Source organism: Nostoc sp. PCC 9305 (assembly GCF_963920915.1).
In the GTDB taxonomy this organism is placed as follows: Bacteria; Cyanobacteriota; Cyanobacteriia; order Cyanobacteriales; family Nostocaceae; genus Nostoc.
On the sequence record NZ_CAWUDN010000020.1, the window covers coordinates 68830 to 92948 of the forward strand.

21 protein-coding genes and 1 pseudogene are annotated in these 24119 nt (G+C 39.6%); 7 read left to right on the top strand and 15 right to left on the bottom strand.

Features of this window, described 5'->3' with window-relative positions; genetic code table 11:
- Positions 1 to 86: 86 nt before the first annotated feature.
- On the bottom strand, positions 87 to 3629 hold the full coding sequence (locus tag ACM0OX_RS09975; protein WP_414514734.1) for a DUF3854 domain-containing protein: 3543 nt from the start codon (positions 3627 to 3629) through the stop codon (positions 87 to 89).
- Entirely contained in the window at positions 3626 to 3802 is a 177-nt protein-coding gene (locus ACM0OX_RS09980) for a hypothetical protein (protein ID WP_414514735.1), read from the bottom strand. Before ACM0OX_RS09980 ends, ACM0OX_RS09975 begins: the two co-directional genes overlap by 4 nt.
- 870 nt (positions 3803 to 4672) lie before the next feature.
- Between ACM0OX_RS09980 and ACM0OX_RS09985 the strand changes: the two genes are divergently transcribed.
- Genes ACM0OX_RS09985 through ACM0OX_RS09995 form a run of 3 tightly spaced genes read left to right on the top strand, consistent with a single transcriptional unit; the run spans position 4673 to position 9096 of the window.
- Positions 4673 to 6115 (top strand): NB-ARC domain-containing protein, encoded by a 1443-nt coding sequence (locus tag ACM0OX_RS09985; RefSeq protein ID WP_414514736.1) that lies wholly within the window; start codon positions 4673 to 4675, stop codon positions 6113 to 6115.
- Positions 6100 to 8058, top strand: coding sequence for a protein kinase domain-containing protein (locus ACM0OX_RS09990; RefSeq protein WP_414514737.1), 1959 nt, complete (start codon positions 6100 to 6102; stop codon positions 8056 to 8058). The genes ACM0OX_RS09985 and ACM0OX_RS09990 overlap by 16 nt, the downstream gene beginning before the upstream one ends.
- 33 nt (positions 8059 to 8091) lie before the next feature.
- Positions 8092 to 9096, top strand: coding sequence for a hypothetical protein (locus tag ACM0OX_RS09995; RefSeq protein ID WP_414514738.1), 1005 nt, complete (start codon positions 8092 to 8094; stop codon positions 9094 to 9096).
- Here the strand turns inward: ACM0OX_RS09995 and ACM0OX_RS10000 are convergent.
- Positions 9057 to 11561 carry a CHAT domain-containing protein gene (locus ACM0OX_RS10000; protein WP_414514739.1) on the bottom strand — a complete coding sequence of 835 codons (2505 nt, stop codon included), beginning with the start codon at positions 11559 to 11561 and terminating at the stop codon, positions 9057 to 9059. The two genes, ACM0OX_RS09995 and ACM0OX_RS10000, sit on opposite strands and share 40 nt — an antisense overlap.
- Positions 11562 to 11573: 12 nt before the next feature.
- A complete protein-coding gene (locus tag ACM0OX_RS10005) occupies positions 11574 to 13829 on the bottom strand; it encodes a filamentous hemagglutinin N-terminal domain-containing protein (RefSeq protein WP_414514740.1) in 2256 nt (751 codons plus the stop codon).
- 220 nt (positions 13830 to 14049) lie between these two features.
- On the opposite strand from ACM0OX_RS10005, the gene ACM0OX_RS10010 reads away from it, so the two are divergent.
- The gene (locus tag ACM0OX_RS10010) at positions 14050 to 14832 is read left to right on the top strand and encodes a class I SAM-dependent methyltransferase (RefSeq protein WP_414514741.1); all 783 of its coding nucleotides are present in this window, start codon (positions 14050 to 14052) and stop codon (positions 14830 to 14832) included.
- Positions 14833 to 14931: 99 nt separating this feature from the next.
- Positions 14932 to 15873 (top strand): hypothetical protein, encoded by a 942-nt coding sequence (locus ACM0OX_RS10015; protein ID WP_414514742.1) that lies wholly within the window; start codon positions 14932 to 14934, stop codon positions 15871 to 15873.
- Positions 15874 to 15911: 38 nt separating this feature from the next.
- Here the strand turns inward: ACM0OX_RS10015 and ACM0OX_RS10020 are convergent, their stop codons facing one another.
- From ACM0OX_RS10020 to ACM0OX_RS10070, 11 genes are all read right to left on the bottom strand, one after another.
- Positions 15912 to 16283 (bottom strand): hypothetical protein, encoded by a 372-nt coding sequence (locus ACM0OX_RS10020; RefSeq protein ID WP_414514743.1) that lies wholly within the window; start codon positions 16281 to 16283, stop codon positions 15912 to 15914.
- A 144-nt stretch (positions 16284 to 16427) separates the two neighbouring features.
- Positions 16428 to 16595, bottom strand: coding sequence for a hypothetical protein (locus ACM0OX_RS10025; RefSeq protein WP_414514744.1), 168 nt, complete (start codon positions 16593 to 16595; stop codon positions 16428 to 16430).
- Positions 16596 to 16604: 9 nt separating this feature from the next.
- Complete coding sequence (locus ACM0OX_RS10030; RefSeq protein WP_414514745.1) at positions 16605 to 17294, bottom strand: hypothetical protein; 690 nt, start codon at positions 17292 to 17294, stop codon at positions 16605 to 16607.
- A 2-nt stretch (positions 17295 to 17296) separates the two neighbouring features.
- Positions 17297 to 17764 carry a hypothetical protein gene (locus ACM0OX_RS10035; RefSeq protein WP_414514746.1) on the bottom strand — a complete coding sequence of 156 codons (468 nt, stop codon included), beginning with the start codon at positions 17762 to 17764 and terminating at the stop codon, positions 17297 to 17299.
- Positions 17765 to 18046: 282 nt separating this feature from the next.
- A complete protein-coding gene (locus ACM0OX_RS10040) occupies positions 18047 to 18262 on the bottom strand; it encodes a hypothetical protein (protein WP_414514747.1) in 216 nt (71 codons plus the stop codon).
- 49 nt (positions 18263 to 18311) lie between these two features.
- Positions 18312 to 19325 carry a tyrosine-type recombinase/integrase gene (locus ACM0OX_RS10045; RefSeq protein ID WP_414514748.1) on the bottom strand — a complete coding sequence of 338 codons (1014 nt, stop codon included), beginning with the start codon at positions 19323 to 19325 and terminating at the stop codon, positions 18312 to 18314.
- A 60-nt stretch (positions 19326 to 19385) separates the two neighbouring features.
- Positions 19386 to 19700 carry a hypothetical protein gene (locus tag ACM0OX_RS10050; RefSeq protein ID WP_414514749.1) on the bottom strand — a complete coding sequence of 105 codons (315 nt, stop codon included), beginning with the start codon at positions 19698 to 19700 and terminating at the stop codon, positions 19386 to 19388.
- 143 nt (positions 19701 to 19843) lie between these two features.
- Positions 19844 to 20179 (bottom strand): XisI protein, encoded by a 336-nt coding sequence (locus ACM0OX_RS10055; protein ID WP_292814256.1) that lies wholly within the window; start codon positions 20177 to 20179, stop codon positions 19844 to 19846.
- Complete coding sequence (locus tag ACM0OX_RS10060; protein ID WP_414514750.1) at positions 20167 to 20580, bottom strand: element excision factor XisH family protein; 414 nt, start codon at positions 20578 to 20580, stop codon at positions 20167 to 20169. Before ACM0OX_RS10060 ends, ACM0OX_RS10055 begins: the two co-directional genes overlap by 13 nt.
- Before the next feature lie 144 nt (positions 20581 to 20724).
- Positions 20725 to 20946, bottom strand: a complete 222-nt coding sequence (locus tag ACM0OX_RS10065) for a hypothetical protein (RefSeq protein WP_414514751.1) — start codon at positions 20944 to 20946, stop codon at positions 20725 to 20727.
- Between the two features lie 389 nt (positions 20947 to 21335).
- A complete protein-coding gene (locus ACM0OX_RS10070) occupies positions 21336 to 21974 on the bottom strand; it encodes a hypothetical protein (RefSeq protein ID WP_414514752.1) in 639 nt (212 codons plus the stop codon).
- A 174-nt stretch (positions 21975 to 22148) separates the two neighbouring features.
- On the opposite strand from ACM0OX_RS10070, the gene ACM0OX_RS10075 reads away from it, so the two are divergent.
- Together ACM0OX_RS10075 and ACM0OX_RS10080 are read left to right on the top strand one after the other, a co-directional pair.
- Positions 22149 to 23447: a mechanosensitive ion channel family protein gene (locus ACM0OX_RS10075; RefSeq protein ID WP_414514753.1), complete on the top strand. Its 1299-nt coding sequence runs from the start codon at positions 22149 to 22151 to the stop codon at positions 23445 to 23447.
- A gap of 274 nt (positions 23448 to 23721) precedes the next feature.
- Positions 23722 to 24066: pseudogene (locus ACM0OX_RS10080) on the top strand (response regulator); the annotation flags it as partial.
- Between the last annotated feature and the right edge of the window lie 53 nt (positions 24067 to 24119).

Here is a 24119-nt window from a genome sequence, read left to right on the forward strand (position 1 = left end):
AATCGATTTAGCAAAGCAGCATCAGCGCAATTGCTGAAAGCAAAAGTAGAAATTACTTCAATGATGCGGTTAGTTATGACGAAAGTTTAGCCCCCCGACATCGGCAACACCTGTTCACTTAGCAAGCTGTAAAATTCAGGAACTTGAGATTCCAAAAGTCGTAGCTCATTTGCCGCGATCGCTTCAAGTTCCAGCACCGTCTCCCAGCGCAAATCACTCTGCCATCGCTTGAGAATGCCTTTAATTGCGTCCACTCCACGAGAAATACCAGAACGAAGTATTTCTACGCAGTGGAGTAGAGTAATGCGATCGGTCGGAGGCGACTCAAATTCGGTAGTATCCTCCCCTTGGCAATGGGAGTTCCCTATAGCATTAAAGGGGGGGATGGATACGGGCTGGTGATTAGGGTTTGCACTATACACAGCAGGAGTTTGAGCAGCGTAATAGGTTCGATTTTCTTTTTGATTACGCTTTTCCACGCGATGAGCAATTACATGCATTGCAAATTCTAATTCCTCTTTAGATAAAGAAAAAAGTTTCACCTGTTGCCCCCGTTTACCTTGCTTGCGGAAAGTCAGCTTTAGCCCCAGCTGCTCTAGTAAAGTCGCCAGCAACCAAATAGGTTTACAGTCACTGGGAATAGTAAACCCAAGAATTGCTTTAACGTGAGCAGCACAATGTATAGCGATCGCCGTCATCTTGAGTAAGGTGGAATCGTCTCCGGTAACTTCATCACCCTTCATTAAACTTAAGAGAATTTGATGCAGCCCCAGGTTAAATCTAGCCAGCCAGCGTGCGGAATAATTGCCCCAGTCGATGGACAAAGGTAGATTGTCGCGCTCGGTGCGGTCTTTTTGGGTGACAATTGTTGGTGGTGTAGGATAAGTTTGCCCAGTTTTGGGGTCAGTAAACGATTCTTCGGGTGGGGCTAAAATGGCCTCAAGTCCGGCGATCGCTCTAATTAATCGACCACCTTTATCCATTTCTACAAGTGATTCGGTAACTTCGATGCCGTAAGAATCAGAAATGCGGAATTTTTCGCATTCAAAAATTTCATTAGGGTCAAGGTAATCTTTGCTCTGACGGGCACGGTACTCGCTCAAAGTAATATTCTTAGCCTTTGCAACAGCCGAATTGTGGGCACGATCCAAAGCTTGTGCTGCCGCTTTTAGACTTTCAAGAGATTGAGGATCTGAATCACTGCCCACATATATAAATGTATTGCCCATTTCGGTGAGAAGCGATCGCAAATCATCACGCAGATTATTGAGAGAATAGTGGCGGTTAGCCATAATTTGGCAGTAAGCCTCAAGCGCCCAATCTTTCTCTGCGCCCCGCTTGCCTGTTTGACGGTCAATCCGCAACAGAAAAGCAGTCATTCCATTGGTTTGGAGCAAGCGTTCTTTAATCTTGGATGCGTTTGTATCCTTGTAACCAAAAGGGGGACGCGGGGCCACCCAAATATGAAATGGAACTTTCGGGCGATAGCGGTACAGTTGTTGGGCACACTCAGTAGCGGTTTGGGAAACGCCGTGAAACACACCAAATACTAAGTCAAAATGATACTGGGAAATATCGACACCAGTGCCGAGACTGGGAGAGGTGAACAAAGCATCAAAGTTTTTGACGGCGTTGGTGATATCTTTGATGAAAGCAACATTTTCATCACTGCCAGAATTATCGGAATGAACCGACCAAATGCGCCATGAAGTCCTACGGACTGGGCAAGGGGTAAGGGGTAAGGGGGAAAGGGTGGAGGAATCTGTTAATTCTTCCTTTACCCCTTCCCCTTTAACCTTTTCCCCGCCAAGTTCACTTGGCGAACTACTAGATTCTTCGTAGTTGATAGTAAAGGATTTGTCGAGTTTTTTGATAAAACGCTTACTGTCACTGGCAACCATAACTTTTTCTCCAAGCATCAGCGCTGCCGAGATTTGGGCGACTAGGGCGCTAGAATTATCCCCCCCGTACCAATAAATTGTGCGTGAACCGTTTCGCCACTCGTTCTTGACGATGTAAGGAATTTCCTCTTTTGGTCGCATGGAGCGGAAGAAATCCACAGTCAAATCATCCATGTGTGCATCAGCGATGACGACTAGTGGCGCGTTGTATACTATATATTCCAGTACCTCCAAGATTGCTGCACGGTGCTGTTTGCAAGTATTACTGTGTAGTAGGTGGGTGAGGTATTGGCAGGCTTCATCTATAAATATGCAACCGTAGGTGAGAGACTGAGTATTCAGCTTATGCAGGCTGTCGATAGTAATACTAAGGGCTTGAGCCTGGGCTAAACCTGTGTAACCCAAGTCGGAGTACATCGCTGTCTGCAAGCGTTCGGCAAGATTTTTCAGCAAATTTACGCGATGCCCATTGTTGAGGAACCGCGCGTCGGGGTTTTGGTCACGCCACCAGCGCATGAGTTGGGTTTTACCAGTGCCCATATCGCTCCAGAGTACGACTAGTCCTGATTTCGGGAAATTGAAGGTAGGGGATTTCTTCGATTTGTCTGAATCAACTCCGCCAGAATCCGTAGACTCCTTGTTTCTTTGATGTCCTTTTATAGATGGCGTGAAAAGTTGTTCCTTTTCAAGATCATAAAGCTTAGGCAAATTGCATTTTTCTTCAAGTTCAGGAATGCACAAAGCCTCAGAGAGATACTTGACATTAATAGTGACATCTGGTTTGTACTTGCTTAACCCCCATTTTTTAGCCCGATACGAGCGCTGGTAATCAGCAAGTGATTTAGCATCATCGATGATTGCGGTCAGTAGAGCGTTAGCATCTTCACCGCGACCAACCACGAAATCATCAACACCTTTCTCTGGACCCGGCAGTAATGCAACTTCACATTCAGAACCAGCCGATTCGATTGCTTTTGCAGTCCGAACAGTGGCTTGAAACACCGACCACCTGGTTTTAGAAGAAGTTTCGTAGTCAAAAAGAATTATGAACTTGCGCCCCGCCTGAGCCATTGGTACTAAGTCAGGATGCAACCGTTCATCAAAATCCCGTCTTCCGACCCGCCCGTTCCAAATTCCCGGAAGTGCGATCGCTACAAACCCCAAAGAGAGCAAGCAAGCGGCTTTCTTCTCACCCTCGCATAAGATAACTGGAATCTCTGGATGTTGCTTTACCCACTCCCAAAATATTAGTGGATTGAGTTGATCCAGTAAGCGCAATGCTAAAAGTGAATGATAGCGCTTAATTAAATAACGCTTTGCAACTTTGTCCCAGATGGGGTTAGCGACATCAAAGTAGGTAACGCGGTTGGGGGTTTTGGGGGGTGATTCGTACTTAACTGGCTTGCCTTTTTCCCAATCAATGCGAGGGAAGTTCGGCTTAATCCGCCCCCACTCCATTGGTTGCCAGTTTTTAAACGGGTCAAGTGACTGAATCCACGTCCCACCTAGTAATAGGTGCTGATATTGCCTTATGTATCCATCTGTTACCCGACCCGCATTCTTGCGTGGGATTTTATCAGATATGAACAGGTAATCATAAACTGATTCTCCCTCAACGTGAAAGAAGTTGCGCTTAATTAACGCCGGATGAATGGCGCTACCAGCTAACAACTCATGGTATTCCGCAGCCGTGAGATTGTTTGGATATTCAGTTGTCGCTGAATTCATCGGTTCTCCCCTCGGAATTCCTTAGAGAGAACTCTTTCAAGCTGCGAAACCCTTGCTCTAGCCTGGATATTCCGAAAATTTCCCTTCGTCACAGCATAAAATTGCCATGCGAAAGCTGCAATCGACCCCATGCGCTCTAACACTGCGCTATTGGGGCGTTCTCTGTTTGTCATGATATTTTCCCCTGATAACTCGGTTTACAAGTTCAGAGGGGGTTGTATCAGTTATCAGTCAACAGTTAACAGTTATCAAATAAAGGTCTACTCCCTACTGATAACTGGTAACTGATAACTGTTATTCGCGCTACTACTGCTTTTAACTACAAAATTCGGGATATTTCTTAACCAAACTTAACTTTACCTAAAATTTATGAATTTCGACAGCAAAAACACACCGCAGGGAATGGACTTTCCAGGCGGCAGACCCTATAATGGATCTGGTAGCGCGGTAAAAACTCTCGGACAATTTAGTAGTCGCACCAGTGGCCAAACTTTAGCGACAACTTCTTTTGTTCCTTCGAGATCAAACCCGCTCTAGATCAATATGAAATTTGCAATACGTAGAAAGCGCGACTCCCTAGTGGCGCTTTCTGCATTAAACAGTTGTACTGTTGTATCTTCACCTCCATGCCTCCTTTCAATTAGCTTGATTTTACAGAAGTTCTGGTTATCTTACTCAGTCGAGGTAAGAGCTTTAATTAAAATGTATTAGCAGAAGATATTTGGTTTAGGTTAAGATACCTAGACACAAGCTTTTCAAAACAAACCCATTGAGTTAATCAGTGATCAAAAATACCCGCAGGCGGTGTTCCTTCGTTGACGTTGGTCAACTTCTTTCACACTTTTATGCTCAAACTAGACCGGATAATGTACTAGAGATGCGTTAAATCTCCCTATTAAGATGTAGCATTTAAATCAATATAGCCTAGAAAGGTAATTTGAGAACCTAGCTTCAGTTAATAATTGTGAATTTTGTAGATATTTTAAGTACTAGAGAGTAAAATATAACCTCATGTATACCTACTTACGTAAGGAAAAGTCGGCATGAATTCAAGCCAAGTTTTAGACGTAAAAAGAGTATTAGCAGTATTAGAAGAACAAGTGTTTCAATCTACGGGAAGGTATTTAACAGAAGTAGAAAAAGTCCTTATTAAGGGAGTTTGGGATAGTAAAGATTATAAAGAGATGGCAAGTGATTCGGGGTATAACGCATACTATTTGCAGCAGAAAGTAGCTCCACCACTATGGAGTATGCTTTCAGTAATTATTGGTGATGGAGTGAAAGTAACAAAAATATCTTTAAAATCTATTTTGCTTAAGCTAGCAAAGAGCGATTATCTGAAGGAAGAGGCATCCAGATTGGATAACGATGGTTTCGTTGGCAATATTAGAATTTATGGGGAACTGCCTAAAATAAAATCTTTTTATGGACGAAAAGATGAAATTAACTATTTTAAGAAACAAATTACTCTATTTAAAGAGCGCTGTATAGTTTTTACTGGAGTTGGAGGAATAGGAAAAACTTTATTAGCCTCTAGATTGGTTGAAGAAATAATTTTTGATTCTTTAAGTAGTATATATGAATGTGTAATATGGAAAAAAATTAATCATTCGTTGTCAATTGATGAGTTAGTCATTGACTTAAATAAAATTTTTGAAGTAGACATAGAAGCAAGTGAAACTTCTTTTATAGATAGCATATCTTTACTATCAAAACAGCTTCACTTACATCGTTGTCTACTAGTAATTGATGGATTTGAAAAGCTATTGCTAGCAGATGATTTTGGAAAAAGATTACAATACGAAAAATTTCTTTTAAAACTTACAGAAGGGAAGCATGAAAGCTGCATTATTATAACAAGTCAGTTGCCTTTAAAAGAATTTGCTTCTGTTACTACAAGGCTACCTATTCGCTCTTTCAAATTAGAAGGTTTAGATGTAAATGCTGGAATGCAAATATTACAAGAAAAAGGTTTAACTGGGCAGGAATGTAAGCGATTAATTGAAAATTATTCTGGTAATCCATCAAGTTTAGAAGCGTTAGCTGACAGAATTAATCGCTTTTTTGAGGGGAGTGTAAAAACATTTTTTAGATATCAAACTACTATGATTGATCCTCAGCTTGAAACAATGCTACATCAGCAATTTGGACAAGTTGGACTTTTAAGTAATCTTCAAAGGCAAATAATGATTTATTTGGCAGAAGAAATGTCAGAAAACTCGACTCCCATTCAATTCTCTAAACTCATTGATAATTTAAAAGAGCGAGTAGATTTCAAGTTGTCAGTTTTTGAACTAATAACAGCAATAGAAGTTTTAGAACAACGCTCATTAATTGAAATTGCTGGTAAATCAAACAAACGAGAAGCTAGTTATAGTTTACAAGCATCTATTAAGAAGTATATTTTAGTTGATCCATTGGGATTAGTACATAAAATACCAGATACAATACAAACAAGGGAAGTTACCTTGTGGGCTACTGCATAAATCCTCTTTGCACCCAACGTCATAATCCTGATAGCGCTGAAAATTGTTTAGCATGTGGAAATCCATTGATAATAAACGGGCGTATTCGTTTGCTGCGCCCGTTGCGTTCTTTGGAGCAAAATCCATATACTTACACAGATGTCTTTGAAATTGAGGATATTGGCACAGAAGAACATCCTCAGCCTCAAATAAGAGTAATGAAAGTATTAAGATGGATTGATGATTCTAAGTTAGTTGAGCTACTTAAAAGAGAATCACTCATATTACAAATCCTAGACCATCCTGGAATTCCCAAGTCTAATAGGGAAGATTATTTCACATTTAGGCTGAATGATAATCTTCTAGAACTACATTGTCTAGTTATGCATAAGTTTGAAGGAGAGAACTTAACTCAGTGGGTACAATCTTATGGACGAATTAGCCAAGAAATGGCTTATGAATGGTTATTGCAGTTGATGGAGATTCTTGATTTAGTTCATCGGTCTGGTTTCTTCCACAGAGATATCAAACCAGAAAACATTGTTCATCAACCCGATGGGAATTTAGCACTTGTTGATTTTGGTGGAGCAAGACAGCTTAGTAGAACCTACTTTGCCAAAGTTAGTACCAGTGGAGGAACTACTACAGGATTCGGTAATGGTTACGAAATAACTGCTGTTAGGACAGCTTGTTACTCTCCCTTAGAGCAAATTCATGGACAAGCCGTACCACAGTCAGACTTTTACGCTTTAGGTAGAACTTTTGTTTACTTAGTCACAGGTATTTCTTTAATTGAAATCAAAATGGACGAGCAGACAGGAAGACTAATTTGGAGAGATAAAGCACTTCACATAGATAAATTTCTGGCTGATTTACTTGATGATATGATGGCTCCTTTTGTTGGGCAGCGCCCACAAAATACTCAAATAATAATACAGCGTTTGGAGCGCTTACCTAATCAATCAAAGCTTAATCGAGTAATTAAATCAAAGCCGTTTCAACTTAGTGTGTTTGTATTAGGTTTATTAAGTATTGTTGGTTTGATATATGCATCTTTACCTCTAGTAGCAAAATATTATTTAGATTCCGGTAAAAATGCTTATAAAGAAAATCAATTTGACCAAGCTGAGAAGGATTTTCAAAAAGCAGTATATTTGAATCCTAGCTTAAAATACACAGTAGCAGATTATTTTTTGATTCAAGGTAAAGAAGCTTATAAAGAAAGTAGGATTGCCGATGCTGAAAAAGACTTTCAAAGAGCAATAAAGTATGGACATAATTTAACTAATTCAGTCTCAACTTTTTACTTTGAGAAGGGTTTACAGTATCAAAATGACCCTAAGATTGCTAGAAAAAATTACGAGCTAGCTATAAAGTACAACCCGAAGGACGATACTGCTTATAATAATTTAGCAATTGCGTGTCAGCAGTTATATGACTATAATTGTGTTAACAAAACTTACGAAATAATTTTTAAGTTAAAGCCTAACAAATGGGAATCACATTACGGATTAGGTGATTTTTATGATGGACAGGGAGAATATGATTTAGCAGAAAAGCAATATGAAATCGCTATTAGAAGTAGCGATCAAGCTATGTTTGCTGTTGCGGCTTTAGCAAGATTGAAAAATAAAAAGGGTGATTATAGAGCAGCAGCTAGTTTAGCTTTAAAAGGTTTGCAGAAAACTAACAATCGGGAATTACAAGCATCGTTGTATAAAGATTTAGGATGGGCAAGGTTAATGGAAAATAAGTTAACTGAAGCCGCAAAATATCTAGAAAAAGCGACAAAGTTAGATAGCGAAAGAACAGATGCATATTGTTTGCTATCTCAAGTAGAAGAATCATTAGGTCAATTTAATTACGCCAGAGCTTATATAGATGCTTGTATCTTGACTAAATCTAGTCTACCAGAAGTGTTTCGCTGGAGACAAGAACTGCTAGATCGCATACTTGATAAATGATAAGATGCTCAAACCATTTATGTTTGTAAAACAATGAAAAAGCTGATGTCTTTTTGGGGAATGTGCTGTTTAACTTCTCTAATACTAATTCATCTACCATTGCTAGCAAATGTACCGCTCATAAGAGTAAGAAGAAATCAGGTTCATTGTGATCCACAAATGGGAAGGATAATAAGTAAGGGTAACAAGCACTTGTCAGCAGGGAGCTTAATTTGTAAGGGAGATACAATAGAAGTTGTGAATGGTGATTATGTAGAATTTTTATGCTTTAGTTCTGGAAAGATTTTAAAATTATCTAGTGGAACTATTCCTCTTGATAAATGTGCAGAGCCTGACGAAGCCTTATCCGCTTGCAATCCAACCAATACTAATGCGTGTCACATACGAAAAGGTGGCACAGAAGGGAGCGATGAGCCAATAATCATTTCTCCTTATAGCACATCAACATTGAATTCTCGTCCAGAAATAACTTGGACTGCTGTTAAGGGTGCTACTTCTTACAAAGTCAAAGTAAAAAGTTACCAGTTTGGGTGGGAAAAAGTTGTAACTCAAACTTGGCTTACCTACCCAAGTGATGAAAAAGAATTTCAACCTGGGACTCCATATACAATATATGTTTTTGCTTATAAAGATGGTGAAGCTTTTAGCTATGATGAAACGTTTGTGGACGTATTGTCTGTAGCTTACCAAGAACAAATTGCACAAAATATTAAACGGATCAAAAACTTAGGTCTACCTCCAGATGAAACTATTCTTGACGTAGATGCTATTTATACGGCAGAAAATCTTTTAAATGAAACAATTGAGATGTTAAAAACGGCAACAGCAACTAATAGGCGAAATCCGACTCTTTACAGAGTACTTGGCGATCGCTATCTGAAAGCCAAGTTGCCAAAGGAGGCGAAACCCGAATACCTGATGGCAGCTGAGTTAGCGAAAAGCAGTAATAATTCAAAAGAGTTACAAAAAGCTCAATCAGGGCTAAATTTAGTGGAATTTTACAACCAGCTTCCAACCAAGAGGAACCCACCCCAATAATAAGCCTTCTTATATTTAGGATTTGACAGTAAACTCAATTGCGCCTGACGTAGTGCTTCTGCTTTTGGCAAGCCATTGTTCAAACCTTTATAAAATTCTTGCATAAGCAAAGTGGTAGAATCGGCTTCCACACGCCACAAAGTAGCAACAGTACTACGCGCTCCTGCGGTAGCAGCCATTCCCGCAATACCCATTGCTGACTGCTTGTTGCCTTTAGCTGTTTCGCAGGCGCTGAGAACAAGCAACTCAATTGCATCTTGACTATTTTCAGTTTTACCTCTGATTAAGCTGTCAAAGTCTTTAATATTAATTAGTTTGTCATAGGCTACTAGTACTGTTTTGAGTGGATCAGAACTAAATTGACCGTGGGTAGTAATATGTACAATAGGAAAATTATTTTGAGTTAGTTCTTCTTTGAACCTTTTAAGGGTAAACTTCTTGTCTAACAAAGCTACTGAGGATTTAGTTTGTTTTTCTACATTTTCTATTTCTTGTTTAGATGAAAGCAAATTCTCCATGTTTTTAGGTGCATTTGGCTCTGTAAAACTGGGACTGAATTTTGATAGTCCAGCTATTAAAGCTATCATCTGGTTTTGATGCAAGGCTCTAGGTTGTCTAATTCTAGAACCTAAAGTTTCTGCAATACTGTAATGCTCTATTAAATAATGTTGACCATCATATAACAATGCCATTGGTATGCTTTGGAAAGATTTATCTAAAGTGAATACGAGTGTTCCTGATGTGGGTAGATGTGTTTTGATTGGTGCAATTAGCTTTTCAAAAATTCCTTGAGAAGAGGTAGTTATGCTACTTTCGCCAACCTCAGAAAACTTTTCATTTTGTAAAGCTTCTAAAAGATGATCTATCTGGAATCGAACTAGTTTAGATTCAATAGAATGGTGGTAAAGTGAGCCATCTGTTGACTGAACAATTACTTCTATAGTATCCCCTAAATCAATAATGTGAATTACTGTTGGGGCGCTATTGAGGTTCTGAAGCTGATTTAAAGCAACAAGGTCAAGCTTGCCACATTTGAGAAAGTTTTCTAACCGTGCTATCTGTAATTCTTCATTTATCTCTATTATTCTTTTTAAATCAGGATTAGGTGATGTTAAGAGCAATCGCATATAATTCCGATATGTCGGCTCCATTTCTGACTGAAAAGAGAACTGCAAATCTCCGTTAGTTGACAAAAGACTATCACGCACTTCAGCCATGTTTCTGATTGCAGCATTATAGTTATGAATCGCTAACTCAGTTTTTCCCTGCTTTTGGTAAATTAGTCCTAACTGCTGCTGCCATTGGTAGGCGATATCCGAAGCCCGAATTGATTGAGCGAATCCTAAAGCCTTCTGAAAATATGCTTGTTTTTGTTCTGTTTGAGTTGATAATTTACCCAAAGTACCAAAACTATAGGATAACCATCGGATACTATTAATAGTTTCAGCCATTTTCAACGCTAATTTAGCATATCGAATTGCTACTGATTTCAATTGTTCATCTGGGATCTGGCTGAGGTTATTAGCAAAATTCAACCGAGCATGAATGGATGGCTCAGGTGATAACTCCAAAAAGGCAGAAGAATTTTCATCTATTTGATTTACCAATACTCGAATCTGTTGATTAACTTTCTGATAAAGGTTCGCTTGATTTTGCTGATGAATTAGCCATTTTTCAAAATTTATCAGTAAAGTCAAATGATTTAACTGAGCTTGCAGTTTAGCTGATTTCGAGATATTTGGCATGTTTTCTAGTATTTGGTAATACAAGAGTGATTTTTGCGCCTTTTGTGGAATAATATTAGCAATCTGCTCTCGAAAAAGTGGTTCCTCTATCCAAGAATATTTATCTTGTAATTGCTGATAAATTGTCTGTTCAATATTACCTAAAGACAGATAAATACCACTAATCTTTGATGAAGATACAAGTTTTGCTAGCGTTAATGTTTCTTGTAGAACTGTTTCAGATTCATTTAACTTCCCCAAAATCCGCAAGACATCTCCTAGATTATTTAATCCAAGCAAGGTAACTGATGTTGGTTTCTGCTTATTAATTAATGTCGTCAGTTGCTCTTTCTCAGCAAGAGCGGGTTGTTGCAAAGTCGTATCACAAAGACCTAGATTTGTATTCAACTTTAAAGCTTCTAAAAGTATATTGCAAGCTTGTTTGTGTAATCCTAATGCTTGGAAAGCAAGGTTTTGATTAATCAGGCTTTCCGTAATTCCCTCTTGATCGTTTAGTTGGCGATAAATTTTCGTAGATTCCTGCCAAGTTTTTAAAGCTTCATTCGCCTGATCTAGAGCTAATTGTTCGTGACCTGAAGAAGCCAGGGATGCCGCTTGATTTTTGAGAAATTCTTTTTCTTTTTTTACAGTCTGGGCAGGGGAAGATGATTGAATTAAAATTATAGACAGCCCTAGAATGCCTGAGAAAAGATATTTAAAGCAACATTGAGGTGAGATCATTTTTATATCTTTTTACCGCTGAGATCCTGAAAAACAAGAACTTGCAGACAGTGAAGCTTTCTCCCAGGTTGGATTTGCTTGGTCTGTCGTCAAAACTAAATTACCTTGAGAATCCCGAATCAAAACGTTGGCTTCTATGATTTGTGTAGCTTGGTTACTTATTAATGATTTTGGATTATGTGAATTATTAAAAGCTGGAACTGGAACAGAGCTACTTTGCTCAACATTGTTATACATCAGGTTGTTAGGCTTAGATTGGAGATTGCGAGTACTACTAACTCGAAAACTATTTACTTCTGTGCCTGCTCGTGCCTGACAAACTGGGGTGATTTCAGGAGTTATTGGAATTACCTCTGCTTTTAGTTGAGTAGGGTAAATGTTAGTATCAGCGATGTTGTATTTAACCGTACCCTTAATTCCGTACTTGGAACTAGCTGTAATCAAGCTATCAGGGGAAAAGAAAAGTCCCTTAGCATTAATTGTGATATTTCCACCACGACCCTCAAAGGCATTTGCGGTGATGCTGCTATTTTTTATTGCAACTAGGATATCTGTGTTGATAGTGATGTTGCCGCCGTCGCCATTACCCCCAGCAGTCGCAGTAATGATACTGTCACGTAATTTTAAGTCACCAGAGTGTAAGAAAATGTCGCCTCCTTCGCCATTAGTGCCCCTCTCTGTGCCAGCTGTGATAGTACCTCTGTCTAGATTGATACTGTCTGCGTTGATTCGGAGGGTTCCTGCATCTCCTTGTCCTGGCTGAAAGTTGAGATTTTTTGGAATTTTTTCACCACCAATATTTACTCTCCCACCATCAGTGACAGTTAATCGTTCTGCTTCGATTGTCAGATTTCCGGCCTTTCCAGTTCCTCCAGTTCGAGCTGATATTCTGCTAGGAGAATTACCAGTTAATGACTTTCCGGTTACTTGCACTTCTTCGTCAGCAGTTATAGATACGTTGCCTCCCGAACCCTGCCCAAATGTGCCTGATGATATCACTCCTCCAGAGCGTAAACTTAACCGCGTAGTTTCAATCTTGATGTTACCGCCAGATCCGGTAGATCCTCGTTGGGCCAAACTTGTTATGGAACTGCCTGCATTGGCTGTTGGTTTTCGCAGCACTTCTACTGAATCATGAGCTAAGACCTCTATGGAACCAGCATTTCCGAAGCCATACGTACCAGCAGCGATCCCTGCTCCATCCCGGACATTTAACCGCGCAGTTTCAATATTGATGTTGCCACCAGCTCCGGTAGCTCTTGGGTAAACAAGGCTTGATATACCAGTGTTGAAAAATGAATCAACTTCTGTTAATCCCACCAAGTTCACTGAATCTGAAGCATTAATTTTCAATGTTCCTCCCGTTCCTGCTCCTAATGTGCTGGACTCAATCTGAGAACCACCGTCTAGCATTAGCTTCCTGGCTTGTATTTGAATATTGCCACCACCATTTCCACTGGCATCAACTGCTGCTGCTCCAGATAACTGGATCTCTCCAAAGGCTGAGATGCTTGAATATCCTAATGTCCAGCCTTTATCTGTAGGAATCAGATTGACCAAACCCGCTCCAGCCACGCTGCCTAATTCAATCTGTCCCCCTGTCGTTTTAAGCGTTCCGTGTGAGAGTACTATATCACCACCCACCAAAGCTAAGGTTTGATTTGGCCGTACGCGCAGACCAGAACTAGTATCTATGAGTTCTGAAGTTTTTCTTATACCTTGGCCGTCTCCAAAGACGCGAATATTTCCAGCATTTGTCCCAAATCCTAATCCCACAGGCACGCTCACTGTCAACAACGGTTCTGCACCACTAAGGGGTTTAGCATCAAAGGAGATGCCATCAGCAAATTTAATATTACTGGCAGTAGTGCCGAAAAACGAGCCGCTAATGTTCAGTGAAGCATTCAGCCCAAAAATAATCCCATTGGGATTAATAAGAAATACGTTGGCTATGCCGTTAGCTCGAATTAAACCATCAATATTAGATATTGAGTTACCCGTCACTCTTGTCAAAATGTTTTGGATGTCTGGGGCATTTTTGAAGTAGACTGCGCTTCCTGTGGGTACAGAAAACTGTCCAAAGCTATGGAACAAATTGCTTCCAACTTGGGTTCCTCCCGTTATCGCGCTGGTATCATTACCCTCTCGTGTGACGCTGGAGTTGACTCTTAGGGTTGTATCCGGAACAATTTGTGCCGCAATTGGCTCCCAAGGCAATAGACAAAACAAAGTGCTGCCCTTGATAAGCCAGGATAAAGCTTTTGTCATAAATCATGGTAAAAGTTTATCGATTGGTTTCTGAATTATTTTTAGTACAGACTTGCACCCTGCACCCGAATAATTACCAATTATACAGATTAATATTAGCGGTAGCGTCTTGTCAAATTGGATTGGAGCCAGAGGCTTTTTCTCTAGCGGTAAAACTGTTAATATTTTGTGAAATCCGAGCAAAAGTGATCGGAAGCAAAAGACCTTTGTGGATTTATAAATGATGAACAGAAAACGTAGTGACTCCTTTAATGAAGTTGCAGAAATCTATGATGCAGCACGCCCTAGCTATCCATCTCAATTGATTGAAGATGTAATTGAGATGGCTAATCTTACAGATTCAGCTTCAATTTTAGATATTGGAACAGGGACTGGTAAAGGAACTGTTCCGTTTGCTGAAAAGGGCTATGCCATCTACTGTTTAGAGCCAGGTGAAAGACTGATTGCAATAGCATCTCAAAATATGCGTTTATATCCAAAAGTAACATTTGAGACAGTTACTTTAGAGGATTGGAACTTACGCCCAAAAGCTTTTGATTTAGCAATATCTGCCCAAGCCTTTCATTGGGTAAATCGTGAAAAAGGGTATCCAAAAGTTGCACAAGCTTTAAAAGAAAAAGGTTATATTGCGTTTTTTTGGAATTTCTCTATTTTACCCGATACTTCAATATTTCAGGCGCTCAAAGAAATATTTCAAAAATATGTACCTACAACAATATCTAATGCTAAAACATCCTCAGTTGAAGCACTAATAAAAAAAAGAGAAAACTGGATATTGAATAGTTTTTGTTTCAAAAACTTAGTGATTAAACAATATCCTTGGTCTATTAATTATGATGCAGAGCGATATCTAGGTCTTCTGAAAACTCAAACTGCTTATCAAAAATTTACTGAAACTGAAAAGCAGGATTTCTCTGATGCCATTATACAGATATTAAATGCTTACGGTGGATATGTTACTAAACCCTATTTATCGGTTCTTTTCTTTGCTCAAAAAATTTAAATAAGCCTTTTAATTCTAAACAAAACTTAATATCGAGTGTGGATTACAACTCATCTCAAACCCGATGAGTAAAAACTACAGGTTTCAACCTAGACGACAATGAACAAACCGCCATCCAGACGCAAGAAAGCTATCCCTGCGGCATCTGGGGAACCAAAGCCAGCGACTGACTCTGCTCCCGAAAATACTTCTAGCGAAGACAACCCAGCCTCAGCAACAATTACGGTGACAGCTGTTGAAGTAAGAGAGTTGACCGACCAAGAACAAAGCTTACGCTTGCAATTGGAACGTCAGGTAGAAAGGGCATTTTTGTCAGCAGGTCAGGCGCTGATGGAGTTGAGAGACAGACGGCTATACCGTTCCACGCACCAGACTTTTGAAGAATACTGCCGTGATCGCTTTGGTTATAGTCGTGACGCGGCGTACTTGAAGATTTCGGCTACTGCTGTTTACGAGAATCTTCAAAAGTTTTTGCCGACCAATGGTCGGCAAATTCCAATGCCGACCAACGAACGACAACTGCGGTTTTTGGCGAAAGCCGAGTTGGAACCGGCTGTGCAAGCGGATGTCTGGCAGCAGGCAGTAGAGCAAGCTGGGAATAAGATTCCATCTGGTCGCATAGTGAAAGACGTAGTGGATAGGATACGCGAAAGGACGAAAGTACCCAATCCTTACAATATTGGTGAAATATGCATTCTTCTGCCCAAAGATAACCCAGACTTGAGAGGTAAAGCGGGTTATTGGGGCGTAGTCAGCCATGTTGGAGAATACAGTTGTACACTCCAGATATGGGACGGTGACTATACCGTAAAAATCGAACACCTGAAATCACTGGAATTACTTGATGAAGATTGTAGATTCATGCAGCAGCTATGTATGAGGTTACGGCAGTTGCATCAAGTGGCGACCCGTGACGAGGCTGTGGATTGGCTGTTGCAGGGGCTTGGGAAACAAGCAAAACCTTATTTATCTTCGTTGCAGGCAAAATTACTGGCGGCTGTGGAACGGGAGTACAAAATCGAGTGGAAGCAACAGAAATAATGGTGCAGCGAGGAAACAATAATTTAATGCAACAAAGTTTACTTAACGAGTTCACTTTCAAATATTTCTCGCCACAATTCAAATTCAGGACAATTGCACCAAAGGGTAACGAACCCATCAAAAAGTTTAGTTTCTGAATTTTTAACTTCCCTCGGGAGAACTTGGATCAAGATAGGAATATCCAAATCACATTTCCAATTTTCTATTTCTTTTTGAATTTGGGCAATAGTGTCTTGATGGAATCCTCGGTCGTTGTTGGAACACTGAACAAGTAAACATCCATTATCAGAATCTTTGACTCGCTTGAGCGAGAAATTAATCTGCGTCCACATTGATTGGACTTCATTGAAAATATTAGGCAAACCATAGTGATTGCCTAATATTGCCTTTCGGCGTTTCGATTCACCCATAAGTCCCCCTCAGCAATACAAATTTTGACAAGGATGACGAAGAAGATAAGGAATCTTCTAACGACGAGTAAGCTCAATAGCACTCAGACTAACCCTCTGGGGGTTATTAACTACTAATACTATTGTAACGATAAATCAAGGGTTTCAAGTATTTTGCAGTTGCAAGAATTGGGGATTTTGCCAAACCGTATCTGTCGTCCTTGCAAGCTTTGCTGCTGGTGGCTGTTGAGAGAGAGTACAACCTGGTTTGTCAGCAGCAGAAGTGATGAATTTGATGAATTTATTGAGTGTCAAAGCAGCTTGAAAGTTCAAAATTTGAAATCAAATCGGGTAGGTGTTAGTGATTGGAGAACTTTTTACCCAAATATTCCGACTGTTATAAAAATCACCACGCTGTTCTAATGTAAACCCACCCAGCAATAGTCCTAACCATACTTCTACCATCGGCATTTGCAACACACGTTGCAGTTTAACCAAAGAAATCTCATCTTTGACATTTATCAGATGGTTAGCGATGGCGCTCTGCCATTTTTCCACATCCTCATCTGATGCCAAATTGCGGACATCTTCTAAAGTTGTTACCTCATCAAGCATTGCCAAAACATTCGCTTTCTCAACAGTTGCTACTACAGAATCACCCTCCTGGTTAGGATATGAAAATTGGTGTGTGCCGTGTGGTTTAAAGGTTTGTGGTGTTTCCGGTTCAATCAAATCATCTAAATCTAGGTGCATTGTTGTCCGCACTAGACCAGCAAAGAGATCGGTGCTAACAATTGGCCCCAAAAGACTATTGCGATCGCGGGTATCTTGCAACAGCACTTCGGCACGAGACTTAAGAATATCCGCAATTTGACTGAAGGCAAGCGCTGCGGTTGATAACTGTGCCTCCAAGGGTAAACTTTCTAGCTCGGCATCCAAACAATCCCACATAGGATCAAGAGAAGAAGTTGGTGGAGATTCGGACAACTCATCCAGCACATCCCAAATTGTTAATTGGCGGTATGTGGTCATCTCTAGGATTCAGGATGTAACGGGCAAGGACGAACTGGGCAGTAACTTGAGGTAATTTCAAACATATCCTTATATTGATATAGTGAAACACTGTATTGTTTTGCAAAAGCCTGTAACACCTGATCTGTATAGGTGCGGATCTTGCCAGCCGTTAGCCCAAAACAGTGAATTGGTTCCAGGCGACAAATAGGCTTTTGCCCTAGCCAGAGTTCTGCCGACATAGCGTGTAATGGTTTATCCCCTGGTTCTTTATACAAATACAGTATTGCAAAATATGTTGCTGGTGGTTCGACTGCGATTGCATCAATTTGTGCCGAATCATCTTTACTTTTGTTGCGGTAAAACGAACGGCGATTGTGACAGACCTTCGGATTCCAGCAGCTATCACCTTCTGGCCCATGCAGCACCTTAGCCTTAGCTGCGGGTAGTTTGGCGCATAGCTGACATTTAGGATCTAACGGCTTGGGCATCGTTTAGTCTTTTGATTCCTCCGTAACATACTTCCACACCTATAGCGCGGCTTGGGTATGCGAGTGTGTCACTCGCTTCGCTCGAATTCAAAATTCAAAATTCAAAATTCAAAATTCAAAATTAATACCCCATGCATAGATGCATGGGCACAGAACAACAAGTTTATAAATCTTTATCTCCATAAATGAATTTAGAGGCAAGTAAGCTGAATTAATTAATTCAAAATTACTGAGCTATTCTTCAATTTTGAATTTTGAATTTTTAATTTTGAATTGTTTCGGTCACTTTTTGTTGTATCTACTAAAATCCGGTTGCGGATAAAATTGTTCTATACGTTTTTCTACTGTCTTACGTAGTTTTTGTTGACAAATAGGACAGTTCGTAAACATATTGCAAGCATCTGAACAACTAATTGTTTGACCACATAAACTTAATACATGAGCAAGATCATGCCCTAATTCTGGTACAAAGTGAATAATTTTTTCAGAATTAGACATAGTTTGTATTTCCTTAATTCAACGTACCACTCTAGCCGATGAACATCCTCTACTGTTCTGCCTCCTCACCGATTGCCCGATAATAAGCAGCGATCGCAGCTTCTTGTTCGCTGCGAAGGGTATAGCGCCGAAAGGCTTTCTCGCTTTGATGTCCAGTCAGCTTACGGGCATGGCTGGGGTCAACTCCCAATAGCAATAAGTCAGTGGCATAGGTGTGGCGAAAGGAGTGAGGATGTAAATCCTCAATGTGAGCTATTTCACCAATTTTTTCTACAGCAAAGTAAATGCCGTGATAACTTAAGCCTTCACCTTTGTACGAAGCATGGTGTGAAATCATCAGTGGACTAAGGCTGGACAACACCTCTCCTTGCTGTGAGCGTAATTGTAAATAATCTGCTAAAACTTCCCGGCTCTCTTTTCGCAGTGGAACTAAGCGTGGTTCATTGGTTTTGGTGTCTGGTAAAAATAGCAGCTTGCCATCAAATGAGCCAACATTTAGCTGCACAACTTCCCCAGCCCGCAGTCCATGACTAAGAATGTGAACCAGTGCTGTATCGCGTTGCTTTGTTTCTCCCAACAATTCCAACGCTGACCAAACCTGTTCCATTTGTTCTGGGGTTAAACTCTGAGCTGGTGGCAGTGGTACTTTTTCCAGTTTTATCCCTAGTGTAGGATTAGTAGTAATAATTTCAGGATACGTGTAACACATCCATTTGAAAAAGCTTTTGAGTGCCGCAATTCCCGCATTGATGCTGCTTTTTGAAAGCGGTTTACCTGCATCTGTACGTATTTCATCACGGAGATATTCTTTATATAGCGCAAGGTGACGTGGACGCAGTTCATGATAATGTAGCTCACTCCAAGCCAAAAACCTTTTGAGTTCGCGTTCGTAGAGTTTGCGGCTGTTGGGTGCGAGATTGTTGCTGCGTAAAAATTCCAGCACCTTTACCCACCGAATATCGGTTGGTGGTCTTGTACTAGCCGTGCGCCCAGAGAGCGATACCGTTTCAGCGTCAAGAGCAATGAGTTTGATGGGAGGCAAGGAATCTGCGCTGTAGTTCATCCAGTTTTATGTAAATTATTAAGTATTAAGTATTAAATATAACTCTGTATTGATTTGAGACTACTCATCTGGTAGTGAGGTAGTCATGACTTCTACGACGGTACGATCGTGACCGATTAGTGCCTGCTCCCATGTAGAATAACGCTGCATTCTCCCGTGATGAGGCCCGCCTAAAACCATCGTTTCAAAAAGCAACGGGGGATCTCCAAAAGTGAGATCGAATCCCGAAAAACTAGTTGATACTTTGGCATCCCCAAGTATAGTTTCGGCAACTAGATGTTGTCCTGAATCTTGTACTGAGTGTAAATAATCTTGCCACTCTGACAATGAATTAACAGCAACAGGGGTATGTCCTACTAGTTTGTAATAAAGCATGATTGATAACTTGTGGCTATCACAACAAAATTTAACCCGATTTTATCCCAAATAAAGTGATCATTTTACTACTTCATAGCTCTCTATTAACTAATACATCTTCAATCGTAATAGTGGCAAACATTCTGCGTTTTGTATCATGTTTATTCCACAGCAAATCCCGATAGTTGACGCATTTTAGGAGTATGAAAACCGATGACAATATCTTGTTTAGGTACACCCATTTCTATCAATTCTAAAGCAATATCTACTTCCGTTGTATTTTGTTGAATCCAAATTTTATTATTTTTGATATCTAGGTGCATTATTGGGCCATAGATCCGTTTTTGATTGTTCCATCCAATGCTAATAATTTGATAATGGTCATACTCTACGTCAAAAATCTGTTCGACTTCTACATCTCCATAACTAGGCTTGTACTCGATATACTTAGTTAATAATTGCTTAACTTTTGTACGGTATTCATTTAACTTATCCATTGATCTATTTCCTCAGTCTCAAGGTTATAAATAATTAACTTCAATTTGTTTTCATTGACTACAGTTTGAATAAAAGGCAAATTAAAAAAATCATTATAAGTGACCAATGGTACAGCTAAATATAAATTTCTCGAAGGTTCTTCTGCACGTAATGCAGTCCGATAATTAATAAATTGTCCTAACGCCATGTGAAATTCAGAAATTTTTGAGGCACTCACAAAATTTTTGATTTCAACTGCTATTTTTTCTCCTGCTTTTTCGGCAGCTAGAAGTAGCTCTGCACCTAAATCAATTTGGACATCAACCCCGCCACACCTAATATTGAGCGGATCATCTGTAATTATCCAACCCTCTTTTTCTAATGCAGACCTCACAATGTTGTGGAATAAATCACGAGCCATACGAACTATCCAATGAATAACCAAAGCAATTGGGGTAAGCAGTTTTACTTTGGTTTTAAATGCTTGACTAGTTCATCTGGTATTTGAATGGTTGGTTTTGCCATGATTGAAACCATTAAATGAGTAGTTTGCTCATATTATGCTTTAAGTTACATCGTAATACAAGACTACAACACAAAATAAGATACCCTTATCTTTTATCCGATATAAACTACGATAAAAACCACTTTCCTTGATATACAACACTTTCACCAACATGCGATCGCGGAGGGTGCATGTTGGCAACGGAATACAAACTATTACGCTGCCGATGAATTTTGCTTGTCTTTGGTATCGTCTTTGATGCGTAATCCAAGCGATAACCATTTACAGAGTGCTAACTTCCAGTTATAGTTAGCCGTAACTTATTATAGGCACAATGCAACTATAACTTTGACTTGGTGTAAAGATAGTTTACAAAAGTTGCTCAGGCGGTTGCCTTAGTCTAGGGGAATAAAAAAGTTTAACAATTTCTGTTAAGTGCTTTATCCCGCTCCAAGCATCCGTCCATAAATCGCTTGAAAGAGCCTCTACGCCATACCCACGCTACGTTATTACTAGAGCGATCGCCACTTCGCCACTGGCTCATGATGGTTACGCCATCGCTGTTAAGCTCTTCAAAGATTTCTGGTCTTATTTCCCAGTAACTCTATTATTATCCAGTCATCAGTAATGGGGAGTATATTTTCCAGTGTTGTAGAGTTTTTTGCTCTTGACTAATAAATTTCGTCTTCTTCATCTAGCCAATCTTCATCCCAGAGAAGTTCATTGTAAACCTTAGTAGCTTGAGATATTTTTAGGTTGTGAGCTGCTGTCACACAATTTCTTGGTTGCCAGCCAATGAGGGCGTATCTCCCATGTAAATATCTGACAGCATTTTTGCAGTCATTAATTACTGGAATATCCTCAAAGATGTATTTTCGCAATTGGACTCCTAAACGAATTGCCTCCATTTCATAATTGTGAAAGTTGTGTTCTTCAGCATCAGGTGTAGAAATCAGTAATCCTCTTACCCAGGCATGATTTTTATAGATAGCCTTCGCTACAACTAAATTGACTTGTTTTGGTGTCCATTGGCTCCGAAGTAAAAAGTTATTTATTGCTGATTCATCATCTAAATCTATATCTACATTAGATTCTGAAAGTATTTCCGAGATATCTATATTTTCTAAGAACAGTTCGTACCACTCTTGAAAAGTTTCGGGACTAAATAGTTTTCTGGCTTCTTCAAATGAAATTTTCTCCCATCCAGCATCTGTAACTATTTCGTTACCAGTAGGAGCAATGAACAGATTTTCTTTTTTTACCATCCAAGGGAAGGGTGGATTGTGATTTTTTCTCTTTCGTTTACCCATTGAATTGCTATAGAGGATTACTCTTCTTATCCTGTCTCCATTCTACCTGACAAAATGAGTGTCTCTAGTCCATGAAAAGCGATGCTAATAGAAACCATTACAAAAATAATTTGATTTCGAGGAAATATAGTTAATATTAATTAGCGGAAGTAAAAATATTTTGTTAGAGTCTTTATGTTTGATTTTCATCGTTTGCGACTACCATTAAAATATTTAAATATTCTCATTACAGTACTAACTTTTGTTTTAGTTTTCTGGTTCACTCCTGTCGTTTCTCAAGCATTAACTAAAGCTCCAGTTATTTTGGATGGACAACAGCTTTTTAGGATCAGCGATTCTGGTCAGTATAGCGCTCAAGAACGGACAAATTTAATCAACTCACAACTAAAAAATGTGATTTCCACTTCTGAGTCTATTCAAGTTAAAATTGAGAAACGCAACCAGCTACCTACTATTTTATTAAATGACCGCTATCTGTTAACAGTTACACAACAAGATACTTTACCAGGTAGTACACTTGATGAGCAGGCTAACATTTGGGCGCAGCAAATCAAAGAAGCCTTACAGCAAGCTCATTTAGAGCGAACTAGAACTTATCTTCAACAAACAACTTTTATCGCAGCAGTAATTTTACTCATAACTGTGGGATTTAGTTGGCTATTAGGATGGATTAAGCATCAATTTATCCGAGTAGCTTCACTTCGCTTAACAACTAGCAATGCCATACCTAATTCGGAAACCCTTAAAGTATTAGAATTATTTTTTAAATTAGTGTTGGCAAGTATGCGGTTCGCACTTTGGATGAGTGCGATTCTTTATATCACTAATCTCTTTCCTTTCACTCGTCAATGGAGCTATCAAATTTCAAATATTCTGATTACCAGTTTCACCTCACCGATTCTGACGTTGGGAAAAAATCCTTATTCTCTTACTGAATTAATCGTTTTGGTTGGTTTGTTGTTTGGCTTAGTTATCTTTGCTGGAACTGTAACCAATTTTTTACGTTCTCGGATTCTATCTTTTACTGTCATCAATCGTGGCGCTCAAGAAGCGATTATAATACTTTTAAAATATGGTCTAATTTTTATTGGCACACTGGTATTGCTACAAATCTGGGGGCTTGACATTAGCTCTTTGACAATTTTAGCAAGTGCTTTAAGCGTTGGAATTGGCTTTGGTTTACAGGATATTGCTAAGAATTTTGGCAGTGGTTTAGTACTAGTATTTGAGCGTCCCATTCAGGTTGGAGATTTTGTGGAAGTAGGGGAATATACAGGTATTGTCGAGCGAATCGGTGCCCGAAGTACCGAGATTCGTACCCTTGACCACGTTTCAATTATTGTACCCAACTCTCGCTTCTTGGAAAAAGAAGTAATCAATTGGAGCCATCGCAACCCGATTTCTCGCCTTCATCTCCCCGTTGGCGTTGCCTACAGATCAGATCCCAAAGCAGTGCAATCGCTTAAAATTTGAATGAGTAAATTTGGGAGAAGATGAGTATTAATAATTGCACGGAATTAATAAAGTACACCAAAACTATGGAAAATACGAGTCTCTTGCTGAAGAATTTATTAATTGTGTACAAATCTGTTTTCGGGTAGATGCACCAGCATAATCTGTTGCACAGATGCAAGTATCAAGCGATCGCTTCTTTCCTCATGACTGTAGGTCAAAAATGTGATTGCGTTTTTGACTCATAATAAGCAGATAATGAAGGGTTAATAGTTCTCGCTGTGGAGGAACAGCGTTGAGAAACTTATCAGGTGATAAAGGCACAATCCTAGTAGTCGATGACGAAGCCAGCATCCGTCGAATTTTACAGACGCGTCTAGAGATGATTGGCTACAGCGTAGTGACAGCTAGTGATGGTGAAGAAGCTTTGTCAGCTTTTCGCTTGTTGAGCCCTGATTTAATAGTTCTAGATGTAATGATGCCAAAGCTGGATGGCTACGGTGTCTGTCAAGAATTACGGAAACAATCAGACGTACCAATTATTATGCTAACAGCCTTGGCAGATGTAGCAGACCGAATCACTGGGCTAGAACTCGGTGCTGATGACTACATGACGAAACCTTTTTCACCCAAAGAACTAAGCTGATGCGCAGCTAAATTTAATAAACAGCATTACCTTTATTTTTAATCTTA

What these genes read in the sequence shown, in the direction of transcription:
- ACM0OX_RS09975 (WP_414514734.1), bottom strand. Translation starts at nt 3,629, where the DNA reads ATGAATTCAGCGACAACTGAATATCCAAACAATCTCACGGCTGCGGAA.
- ACM0OX_RS09980 (WP_414514735.1), bottom strand. Translation starts at nt 3,802, where the DNA reads ATGACAAACAGAGAACGCCCCAATAGCGCAGTGTTAGAGCGCATGGGG.
- ACM0OX_RS09985 (WP_414514736.1), top strand. Translation starts at nt 4,673, where the DNA reads ATGAATTCAAGCCAAGTTTTAGACGTAAAAAGAGTATTAGCAGTATTA.
- ACM0OX_RS09995 (WP_414514738.1), top strand. Translation starts at nt 8,092, where the DNA reads ATGAAAAAGCTGATGTCTTTTTGGGGAATGTGCTGTTTAACTTCTCTA.
- ACM0OX_RS10000 (WP_414514739.1), bottom strand. Translation starts at nt 11,561, where the DNA reads ATGATCTCACCTCAATGTTGCTTTAAATATCTTTTCTCAGGCATTCTA.
- ACM0OX_RS10005 (WP_414514740.1), bottom strand. Translation starts at nt 13,829, where the DNA reads ATGACAAAAGCTTTATCCTGGCTTATCAAGGGCAGCACTTTGTTTTGT.
- ACM0OX_RS10010 (WP_414514741.1), top strand. Translation starts at nt 14,050, where the DNA reads ATGATGAACAGAAAACGTAGTGACTCCTTTAATGAAGTTGCAGAAATC.
- ACM0OX_RS10015 (WP_414514742.1), top strand. Translation starts at nt 14,932, where the DNA reads ATGAACAAACCGCCATCCAGACGCAAGAAAGCTATCCCTGCGGCATCT.
- ACM0OX_RS10020 (WP_414514743.1), bottom strand. Translation starts at nt 16,283, where the DNA reads ATGGGTGAATCGAAACGCCGAAAGGCAATATTAGGCAATCACTATGGT.
- ACM0OX_RS10030 (WP_414514745.1), bottom strand. Translation starts at nt 17,294, where the DNA reads ATGACCACATACCGCCAATTAACAATTTGGGATGTGCTGGATGAGTTG.
- ACM0OX_RS10035 (WP_414514746.1), bottom strand. Translation starts at nt 17,764, where the DNA reads ATGCCCAAGCCGTTAGATCCTAAATGTCAGCTATGCGCCAAACTACCC.
- ACM0OX_RS10040 (WP_414514747.1), bottom strand. Translation starts at nt 18,262, where the DNA reads ATGTCTAATTCTGAAAAAATTATTCACTTTGTACCAGAATTAGGGCAT.
- ACM0OX_RS10045 (WP_414514748.1), bottom strand. Translation starts at nt 19,325, where the DNA reads ATGAACTACAGCGCAGATTCCTTGCCTCCCATCAAACTCATTGCTCTT.
- ACM0OX_RS10050 (WP_414514749.1), bottom strand. Translation starts at nt 19,700, where the DNA reads ATGCTTTATTACAAACTAGTAGGACATACCCCTGTTGCTGTTAATTCA.
- ACM0OX_RS10055 (WP_292814256.1), bottom strand. Translation starts at nt 20,179, where the DNA reads ATGGATAAGTTAAATGAATACCGTACAAAAGTTAAGCAATTATTAACT.
- ACM0OX_RS10060 (WP_414514750.1), bottom strand. Translation starts at nt 20,580, where the DNA reads ATGGCTCGTGATTTATTCCACAACATTGTGAGGTCTGCATTAGAAAAA.
- ACM0OX_RS10065 (WP_414514751.1), bottom strand. Translation starts at nt 20,946, where the DNA reads ATGGTTATCGCTTGGATTACGCATCAAAGACGATACCAAAGACAAGCA.
- ACM0OX_RS10070 (WP_414514752.1), bottom strand. Translation starts at nt 21,974, where the DNA reads ATGGGTAAACGAAAGAGAAAAAATCACAATCCACCCTTCCCTTGGATG.
- ACM0OX_RS10075 (WP_414514753.1), top strand. Translation starts at nt 22,149, where the DNA reads ATGTTTGATTTTCATCGTTTGCGACTACCATTAAAATATTTAAATATT.